Source organism: Spirulina sp. 06S082, from assembly GCF_034932145.1.
Classification (GTDB): domain Bacteria; phylum Cyanobacteriota; class Cyanobacteriia; order Cyanobacteriales; family Spirulinaceae; genus CCY15215.
The window spans coordinates 1-9,368 of sequence record NZ_JAYGHV010000427.1; the positions used below are offsets into that span (position 1 = coordinate 1).

Annotated in this window: 13 protein-coding genes; 3 read left to right on the top strand and 10 right to left on the bottom strand. The window is 41.4% G+C overall.

What is annotated here, in order from left to right:
- A partial coding sequence (locus tag VB714_RS25850) for an AMP-binding protein (RefSeq protein ID WP_323228061.1) occupies positions 1-1,240 on the bottom strand: 1,240 nt, incomplete at its 3' end.
- On the bottom strand, positions 1,143-2,057 hold the full coding sequence (locus VB714_RS25855) for a DUF5895 domain-containing protein (RefSeq protein ID WP_323228063.1): 915 nt from the start codon (positions 2,055-2,057) through the stop codon (positions 1,143-1,145). The genes VB714_RS25855 and VB714_RS25850, both read right to left, overlap by 98 nt.
- A gap of 209 nt (positions 2,058-2,266) precedes the next feature.
- On the opposite strand from VB714_RS25855, the gene VB714_RS25860 reads away from it, so the two are divergent.
- The gene (locus VB714_RS25860; RefSeq protein WP_323228065.1) at positions 2,267-3,271 is read left to right on the top strand and encodes a type IV secretory system conjugative DNA transfer family protein; all 1,005 of its coding nucleotides are present in this window, start codon (positions 2,267-2,269) and stop codon (positions 3,269-3,271) included.
- Here VB714_RS25860 and VB714_RS25865 read toward each other — a convergent pair.
- From VB714_RS25865 to VB714_RS25900, 8 genes are all read right to left on the bottom strand, one after another.
- Positions 3,257-3,538 (bottom strand): hypothetical protein, encoded by a 282-nt coding sequence (locus tag VB714_RS25865; protein ID WP_323228067.1) that lies wholly within the window; start codon positions 3,536-3,538, stop codon positions 3,257-3,259. The genes VB714_RS25860 and VB714_RS25865 overlap by 15 nt on opposite strands.
- A gap of 17 nt (positions 3,539-3,555) precedes the next feature.
- Entirely contained in the window at positions 3,556-3,873 is a 318-nt protein-coding gene (locus VB714_RS25870) for a hypothetical protein (RefSeq protein ID WP_323228069.1), read from the bottom strand.
- 21 nt (positions 3,874-3,894) lie between these two features.
- Positions 3,895-4,173: a hypothetical protein gene (locus VB714_RS25875; protein ID WP_323228071.1), complete on the bottom strand. Its 279-nt coding sequence runs from the start codon at positions 4,171-4,173 to the stop codon at positions 3,895-3,897.
- Between the two features lie 17 nt (positions 4,174-4,190).
- Entirely contained in the window at positions 4,191-4,493 is a 303-nt protein-coding gene (locus tag VB714_RS25880) for a hypothetical protein (RefSeq protein WP_323228073.1), read from the bottom strand.
- Between the two features lie 88 nt (positions 4,494-4,581).
- Entirely contained in the window at positions 4,582-5,388 is an 807-nt protein-coding gene (locus tag VB714_RS25885; RefSeq protein WP_323228076.1) for a hypothetical protein, read from the bottom strand.
- Between the two features lie 47 nt (positions 5,389-5,435).
- On the bottom strand, positions 5,436-5,807 hold the full coding sequence (locus tag VB714_RS25890; RefSeq protein ID WP_323228077.1) for a hypothetical protein: 372 nt from the start codon (positions 5,805-5,807) through the stop codon (positions 5,436-5,438).
- Between the two features lie 35 nt (positions 5,808-5,842).
- Positions 5,843-6,217: a hypothetical protein gene (locus VB714_RS25895; protein ID WP_323228079.1), complete on the bottom strand. Its 375-nt coding sequence runs from the start codon at positions 6,215-6,217 to the stop codon at positions 5,843-5,845.
- Between the two features lie 2 nt (positions 6,218-6,219).
- Entirely contained in the window at positions 6,220-8,418 is a 2,199-nt protein-coding gene (locus tag VB714_RS25900) for an RHS repeat domain-containing protein (protein WP_416309800.1), read from the bottom strand.
- A 293-nt stretch (positions 8,419-8,711) separates the two neighbouring features.
- Here VB714_RS25900 and VB714_RS25905 point away from each other — a divergent pair, with 293 nt between their 5' ends.
- Positions 8,712-8,957: a hypothetical protein gene (locus VB714_RS25905; protein WP_323228082.1), complete on the top strand. Its 246-nt coding sequence runs from the start codon at positions 8,712-8,714 to the stop codon at positions 8,955-8,957.
- 13 nt (positions 8,958-8,970) lie between these two features.
- On the top strand, positions 8,971-9,368 hold a 398-nt coding region (locus VB714_RS25910), incomplete at its 3' end, for a hypothetical protein (RefSeq protein WP_323228084.1).

The following is a 9,368-nucleotide window of genomic DNA, read 5'->3' on the forward strand; positions in this document are numbered from 1 at the left end:
CCGCCATCACAGTCAATCCTTTGACTTGCAACCGTCCGACAGTGCCTTCCGAGAGGATGCCATCCTCCTCATCAACAATGCGAAGGGAGACCCCAGTGATCGGCGTTCCCACCTCAACAAAACTATCTTCGTCTTGACTGGAATCTAGGGAAAAGCGATGGGAGTGAACGATCCCCGAACAAGTCTCTGACATTCCATAACCCGGACTGACTGCCGTTGGTTTCAGTCCGTAGGGAATCAACTGTTGTAAAAAGCGCCGTGTTGTTTTGCCTACAACTGCTTCTGCGCCATTTCCCATCCACCGGAGACAGGATAAATCCCAAGAATAGGGAGAATTTTGGGCGGCTTCAACGCGATCGCTCACCAATCCATAGGCAAAGTTAGGTGCCCAAGTTGCTGTTACCCGATAGCGATCGATGAGATCGAGCCAAGTCAAGGGATTTTTCAGGATGAGTTCCTTCGCAACCTGAATCTGTGAACACCCCAGATAAATCTCTGTAATGTGAAACATCACCAAACTAGCAACGTGTGCTAAAGGCATCCAATTCAAGGTAATATCATTCGCGCCTAAGTGGTTTTTTGTAGCCATCCCGCAGGCACTCACCTGCACGTTCTGATGGGTCAACTCGATCCCTTTTGGCGTTCCCGTGCTCCCCGAGGTTAAGAGGAGTAAGGCAAGATCGTCAGGGTTGGGGCGCGGTGGTGGGTCTTGGGGAAATGTTTCTGGCGATCGCAATCCCTTATTTCGCAATTCTTCAAGGGTGAGTAACGCGATCGCTGATGAAAATAATCCCGACTGGCGATCGCTTTGTTTTCTCTCTAGCTCTCGAGCGATCGCGGGACTCAAGCGATCGTCTGCGAGAACGATCGGGTTTTCGAGCAATTCAAGGGCTGAAAATAGGGGAGCAGTAGGATTTAATCCCGGTGAAGGTGTGAAAGGTACGGGAACGCAACCGTTCAAGATGCAACCCCATAAGACCGCCAGCAAATCGGTATTTTGTGACAATTGCAAAATCGCCAAAGTACCGGTTGCGACTCCTGCTAATTGAAGCCCCCGAGCGATGCCCGTTGCATCATCCCACAGGTTGCGATAGGATTGTACCACCTCAGTTCCATCTTCAGACAAATGGTAAATCTTCGCATCAGTTTGAGCAACTCGATACAGAGCCTCTGCCAAATGTGTAGGAAAGTCTGCTGGAGTAAAGAATTTGGCCCCATGGGCGATAGCCTCTAATTTCATTGATTGTTGATTGTTGTATCTCAAACCCTAATATCAAGCATCCCATAAATGTAGCGACCCGCAAACATAAAGAAGTAGAATAACAGTGGAATCCCCAAACCAACTGCTTTCGCTTCGGTGTCCCTAAAAAGAGCTTTGCCAAGTTCTCTAATGATGGAGGCGTAATGGCATGGGTTTTACAGCACCAAGATTTGTTCTTGCCTTCGCCTTCCTTAATGGCTCTAAATTCCACTTCGAGGACTCCCAAAGAGCGCCATCGATCGCTTTTGCCACTATATTCCACCTTGCAGTAGTCGGCAAAGGTTTTCTCTAAGGCGCGATAGTATTCTTCTCTGGCTGATTTAAACGACCAGAGGGAAACATTCTTAAAGCGCACGACGATGGGGACTTTATGCAAGGGCTGGTTTTTGGGATTCAAAAAGACTAAGGCGTGTTCCGAGCAAACTTCTTGAGTTTTCTTGTCGAGATTGTGACGGCAATCTTCGTACAATCCGATAAACGTTCCCGCACGTTCGTTATTTTTTTCGATATCCTTCCAGCGCACGTATTCGGGGACGAAAGCGAGGACGAGGACGCGAATTCTCTCCAGAAATAAGCCCGTCACTTCTTCAGTCAGTTCGACTGTCGTTAACTCTTCTTCCGGCGGTATCGCTTTCCATTCAGCTTTGAGCAATTGATCGAGAGGAATCAAAATGCCTGCGGGTTTGCCATTGATAACAATGCCGTAAGGGAGAGAAGGTTTGCGGGTTTCATTGTACTTGGGATCGAGAAGTTCGGAATCGATTGGGAACGATCGCTGCTTTGTAGTTCTAACCATTTCCATGTTATTGCAATATCCCAGTCTGCAAGGCGATAGCCCCCTACAGAAAGCTCTAAAAGATATTTTTCCTGCTTTCTGGAACGGTAAAGTTACGCTAATAATACCAATTTCCGAAAGTAGCTAGATGGTCAAAACTCTACCATTAAAACACATCAATCGCTCAATTTAACTCAGTCTTTTGTTACTTTATATAAATGGTATAACCGATGAATAAAACTGTCTTTTTCGCCCAAACGCCGACCTCTGAAAATCGTCCTTTAATTAACATTGACATTCGTGGATTGATGGGACAATTTTTAACCGTAGAAGGGTTGGGAATGCTGGGAATATTTCTCTTCTTGCTGCTCCTCTCTAAAATGACCGATCGCAAGGGCAAGCTCACATCAGGGCGCTTGGTGGGGACGGGCGATCGCCTCAAAGCTACGAATCTTGCTCTCCAACAAATGAGGCAGAAAAAATGCCAGCCCGTTACTTTATGGAGCGGTACGCCCAACTATTGGTTGGGCAAATCCTTCAAAAGTGCGATCGCACGGCTGCAAACGCTGTTGGGGGCATCTCCGAGTTTGTGGTTTCCCAATGCCGAACGAGGCATTTTGGTCATTGGCGCACCGGGATCGGGGAAAACGTTTAGCGTTATCGATCGCCTCATCGAAAGTTCGTTTCAGCAGGGATTTAGTACAGTAATTTACGATAAAAAGGGAGACCAGATGAAGTTGCACGCCCCTCTTGCCGCCCGCTACGGTTACGAGGTGAGCGTTTTAGCGCCTGGAGAACCTTATAGTGGGGTTATCAATCCTCTAGATTTTATGCGAGACCCCCAAGATGCAGTCATGGCGGGACAAATCGGGCGGGTCATTGCCAATAATGCCGATTCGGAACAGGGCAAAAGCAATGAATTTTTCAAGAATGCCGGGGAAATGATGGCTAAAGGATTGGTACAGCTTGCCAAGTTCAGTCAGTATCCCGATCTGGCAATGGTTTACGCCTTCATTCAACTGCCTGATTTCGTCCATCGCCTCGCCCATTCCGTTTATCGTCCCGATGGCCACCCCCTGAAAATGGATCGATGGATTTCGGCCAGTTTCTCTCAACTCCTCAGTGCTAAGGATGCCGAGAAAACGGTTGCAGGGATTAAAGCGACAGCTTCTTTTAAATTGCCTCCTCATTTCATTTTTGAATCGGTGAATTATTTATTCTTATTCATCACCTAATGGTTGGATATCCTCTACAAAATGGGGTGCAAATTTCCTCCAAAATTCTCTTCGAGGCTGTGATAAAGCAAACCATATTTTGATATGGGATTCATCGGCTGTGCAATAAATTCCACTTTTCTTTCTATATTTTTTTTCATCTTCCATATTGCTAATGATTAAAAGTTCCGCACCACATTTATAGCAGAGGACTTTTTTTCCTTCAGAATTCAAATTGATAACTTTTTGTATGTCTTCATTGTTACCATCATAGACAAATGTATTCATGATTTACTCCCAAAGTATTATTTATTTTTTTCATTATCTGTTGATGGAGATTGAGAATCTAATTTTTCTTTCTCTTTTGCTTCTTGCATGCGACGTTCAACCCTTCTCCAAAATTCTTGTCTACGTCCTGCTAATGTAAACCACATTTGAATATGAGTTTCATCAGTTGAACAATAAACTCCACTGGCTCTGCCATATTTTTCTTCTCCTTTTATACCAGCTATAATTAACAGTTTAGCACCACATTTGTGGCACAAAACTTCTTTTCCTTCTGCATTAAGTTCGAGAATTTTTTGTACATCTTTTGGATCTCCGTCAAATACAAAAGAATTCATTTATTTCTCCTGAATGCTCCTTTATTTTTTTTCATCATCATCTTTTTCCCATGCAGGAGGGCCAAATAGCTTCCGAAAATCTATCCGATCCTCTGCTGAAGCAATCCATTGACGTATATGAGACTCATCAACTGGGCAATAAATCCCACTTGGTTTCTTATATTTTTGTTTCTCTTTCTTACTAAGAATAATGAGGAGTTCGGCACCACATTTGTAGCATAATACTTTTTCTCCTTTTACACTTAAATTGATAACTTTCTGTGTGTCTTTATGATTCCCATCATAGACAAATGTATTCATGATTTACTCCCAAAGGGTTATTGATTTTTTTCATTATCTGTTGATGGAGATTGGGGCTCTAATTTTTCTAACAGATGAGGAGCAAACTCTTTCCAAAATCTTATTCTACGTGAACCTAAAGTAAAATGTATTTGAATATGAGATGGATCGGTTGGACAATAGATACCACTGCTTTTACCATACTTAGCTTCTTCTTCCACACTAGCAATGATTAAAAGCTCTGCGCCACATTTATGACATAATACCTTTTCTCCTTTGGTACTTAAATCTATTGCCTTTTGTAAGTCTTTTGAACTTCCATCATAAACGAATGTATTCATTATCGATACCTAAAGAGTAACTTTTCCAAAGTGGACGGTTGTCAAAACTATTATTAACTTAACATAATTTCTGAATTTTTCCTCTTTTTCAAAAAGGTGCTTTTTCTCCAAGGGGTAAAGTAGCGTAATCTCTAAGAACTGTGTTCCATATTTTCTTCAAATCTTCTACAGTTGGTTGTTTTCTGTTGACATATACCCACTCACTAATAAATGCTCGGTATTCTTCATATTTATTTCCCATAGGAAAACCTTCTGCAAATCTTTGAGCATGTGTAGCCTCATGTATTAGTGTTGATGCAATCAGTTCAGGGTTCAAATTATGATGTTGAACATAAATATCAATAGCTATAAAACTTCCGGGTGAATTACTTCCATATGTTAATCCAAATATAGGATTGCCGTTCTTTTCCCTAGGTACGTTAATAAAGTCAAGATTAACATTAATGTCAAGTTCCTGAAGTCTTGAATAAGCGCTTTGAACAAAAGGATCGTCTGATATTAATTCAGCCAAACTTCTTACAAGGTTTCTATTAACATAATCATCAACTTCGAGATTATAAAGAATTTTTGCAGCCCTATGAATTTTTTTAATTTGTTTTTGCTTAGTTGTCAGCTTTGCTACTTGTCCTACAACTGCTGGCACAACAATAGGAATTGTTGCAAAAGCCGCTCCAAAGGCAAGATCGGTCAGAAAATCTTTAAGGCCATAATCTCCTCGATTGATAGTCGCCGAGATAAGATAACTGTAGCTATCAAATTGTACAGTCGCCAGCGTATTGCGAATCTGTCGTGCTGCGGCAACTTCAGCCAAAGTAAATAACCCACTCGGATCGATATAATTAACAGGATTAGCATTTGCGTAGAGATATTTATGCAAAGTGACAGGTTCATCCAACCTTCCTTCATAAGTATCCCTTCTCGTAAATCGTCCTACACTCGGCTCTACTCAGAAAAAATATTCAGGAGTAGCCGTTTTATCCACTCTCCCATATTCATTGTCATAGTCAAGTCAGGTACTTTTTCCTCATAAATATCAATCTTTAAAATATCTTCTATCAAGAAGATAAGTTCTAGAATACCCCAATCTCGTGTTTGAAGACAACTGAATTCTCGGAAGCTATCATTAGGATATATTTTCTCAGGCGGAATTCCATAAAGCTCCCCTAGCATTGAGCGATACGCTCGAATTGTAGGTGCGATCAATTCAGACGGTAGTTCCAGTAATTCAATCCGAGCTATAAACTCTGCATCAGACAGAGAATTACGCTGCAATACTTGTTCTACTTTTTTGCGTCGATTGAAGCCAAAAAACATTGAAATCGTCTCATTGTGTCAGTTCGAGTCTTGAACTAGCGCATCTCAGAGTGAAAATCGGAAGTGATGAGATACTTTTCAGAAGAATAAAATAATGTTGCATAACAATATTTGGGATGGGGAATACCTGCTGTCATACTTACAACTCCACCAATGGCTATCAAAGCTGCGTAGTGATCTCCAAAACCACTCTCATAGTTATGTTGTCTATAGCTCTTGGCTATAACTTCTAGTTTAACATTAGATGGTATTTCAATATATTTATCGTCTATCTCAAGAGTTCCCGGTGGAAGTGCATCTACGATTTCTTCGGGAGAAGTTTGTTCCCAAAGAATATATAGCAAGTCACTCTGAATCTGACTATCTGGCAAGAAATCATCTAAATTTGGGTTATGCGATATATGGTTCATTTTCAATGTAATCCTTGTGGCAGAAATTCATCAAAAACAAGTATACCGTGTTCGTTAATTTTACCCAAAATACGTCCAGCACTATTATTGATTTTCAATTCGTGAGTATAGCCATTATGAGCTTTAGCAAGAATTTTAATTCCTTGCTTATTTTTTTTCGAGTCTACAAGTCCATTCCGAAGGGCTTGGATAAATTTCTTTTTGGCTCCAGTTCCAGCCCTTCTTTCTAAACTCTGAAATGTTGAACGTTTTATCCATACTCCTTTGAAAATTGATCCCTTCGTAGCTGCTCCGGGTCCGGGAGAAAGGTATCGCAACGAATCATCTGCTACCCCACTAAAAAATTTGAGAAATGATATGCCCTTGCTTTGAATGAGTCGTAGCCCAACTATCACACCACCCACGACAGCTAATGTCAATGTTGCCGAGTCATAAATCAGACGAGTCCTTGCTAAAGGATCGGAAGGACTTTCACCAATGTTGGGAGCTTGTGCTGGATCTGGAGCGATCACTGCACGACCCGTTTCGAGAGCCAGAGAAGATAAAATACCAAGAATAATGGTACGACTTAGAACACTATTTAGTGAAAATAAACCAGATGGATCGATCACATTAACAGGATTAGCATTTGCGTAGAGATATTTATGCAAAGTGACAGGTTCATCCAACCTTCCTTCATAAGTATCCCTTCTCGTAAATCGTCCTACTTTTGGGTCGTAATAGCGTTGCCTTAAATAATATTGGTCTAGATTGGGATCGTACTGTTCTCCAGCAAAGAGATAAGAATTAACCGTCGTCCCACTCGAATTTATCAAAGTCCCGTAAGCATCATAAGTATAAGTATCCGTCAGATTGCCACCTTCATTACTTAAAGCCCTCGTACTTCCCAAACCATCCACATGATAGAAATAATTTTCTCCTCCTCGCTGCTGAGAAATTAAATCCAATCCATACGCATAACTTGCATCTAACCGTCCTTCCTTATGCTCCTCTAAAACTTGAGCATAAGGGCGATTGGCATCAATTACATAATTCGTTTTAACTCCATTAACCATCGAACTCACTCGAATATTATTTTCATCATAGGCATAACTAATCATATCTCCATCCGGTGTTTCTACTCCAACGAGGCGATTTTCATCATCCCATGTATAAATCGTTTCTTCTGTATTATTTGCCAAGCGAGAAGTCAAGTTTCCATTGTTGTCATAATCGTAAATCGTTTCCCGATCGCCCTGAGTTTCTTGAACCAAAAGATTGTTCTCGTAAACATAAGTTGTCAACCCAACAAGAGAATCATCTTTAGACAATCGATTCCCCACTGCATCGTAGGTATAGGTAACAGTGCGACCATCTTCACTCGCATCAAAAGGATTGGTAATTTTTTCCTCTGTTACCCGATTTAACTCATCATACTCGTATTCTACTTTGCGACCCTGATGATCTATAACTTCCTCTCGATTTCCCACAGCATCGACTTTGTAATCGTAACTCGCTAACACTTCCAATTCTGCTTCTGTTGTCGGCTCTATCTTTACGGTCTTGATAATATCAATGCGTCCCAACTCATCATAAATAATCACTTCTGCCGTATCATTGGGAAATATTGTCTTCACTAACCGCCCTTCTTCGTAGCGATATTCTGTCATCCCTTCTGGAGTCGTCACCAATTTGAGCGTGCCATTATCGTTATACTCGTAAACGATGGTTTGATTGGGAGTTTTAACGGTTAATTGATTTCCATCGTAAACGTATTCGATACTCGCTCCATCTCCATCGATATAGAGACCTTCTGGGTCTTTCCGAGAAATCAATCGTCCCAATTCATCATATTTATAAATCGTCGTACCGCGATCGCTGATTACGGTTTCAGTTCGGGTCGTATCATCATAATTGAAAGTTACCGATGTTCCTGAAGCGAGAAATTCTTTACGAAGTACTTTGCCTGTTTCATCATTGTAGAAATATTTAATTTCATCGCCGTTAAAGTCTTTTACCGTTACTGAATCTTCTGCATCATTGTAAGTATAGGTGCTTGATTTACTTGTATCGAGTAGGGTTATTTTGGTAATGCGACCGAAAGGATCGTTATATTCGTAAGTCGTGGTTTGATTCAGAGCATCTGTGACACTTTTCAAGCGATCGTCTTCATCGTATTGGTACTCCGTGCGCCCTTTCTTGGCATCTATAACAGCCTTCAATTGACCGTCATCATAATACTCGTATTGCGTGACTTGGTTATTGCGATCGATGAAGCTAATTAGATTCCCTAACTCGTCGTAACTATTGCTCCATTGCGTCCCTTCTTCATAATAGGTTTCTGTTCGGTGATTTCCCGCTTTGTCATAGGTGTTGGTGATGTCATGGTTCTCGTTATAGCGGATTTCAATTGGGCGACCAATGGGGTCGTACTTGTACAGAACTTACGCAGTAACACCATATGTAGCGTAAAGTTTAAAAAAGAGCGAGCAGCAAACCCCAAAAATCAAAAATCTTGGTACAGAGCCTAAAAGAAGAGAAAACAGTCAAAGCAATTAAGCACTTAGAAACGGCTAAAGAGGAGGTGCAGGAAGAAGAGCCGGATAAGGATTTTGCTGCTAAGAGCTTGCAAAGAGCAACTAAAGTTCTTAAGGAGGCTGGAGAAACGGTCGAAGCAGGAACAGATCTCTGGCAGAAAGTTCAGCCTATTATCACGAAACTCCTTCCTTGGTTGGGTGTAGCTGCAAGTTTCTTTGTATAAGAGAATTAAGGGAATGAAGGAACATCCTCAACAAGAACCTGAACAGAGTTTGAATATCTCAGATGCCCTCCTTGAGAATATTCAAATTGCGGGAATAGCTGGGCATGATTTAAAGGTAACTCAAATTCAGAATCAGCACATTTACAAACAGATCGTGTCTGAGACCCAAGAGTTGCCAAAAACTGAAGCATTAGAAGAGGAGCTATTAGATAGATATTTAAGTTGGTTAGTTGAGCATAATCGCGAGCTAGAGCTGCCAAGTCTGCCTAGAAGAAAATATCACCCTGTAGAACTAGACACAGTATATGTTGCGTTACGTGGGGATTTATCTAATCCCCATGAACGAGCGCAAAGTCAGGCAATGCTGGAGCAACAGGCACGATTGATTGAGAATCTGCTTACAGAAAAAGA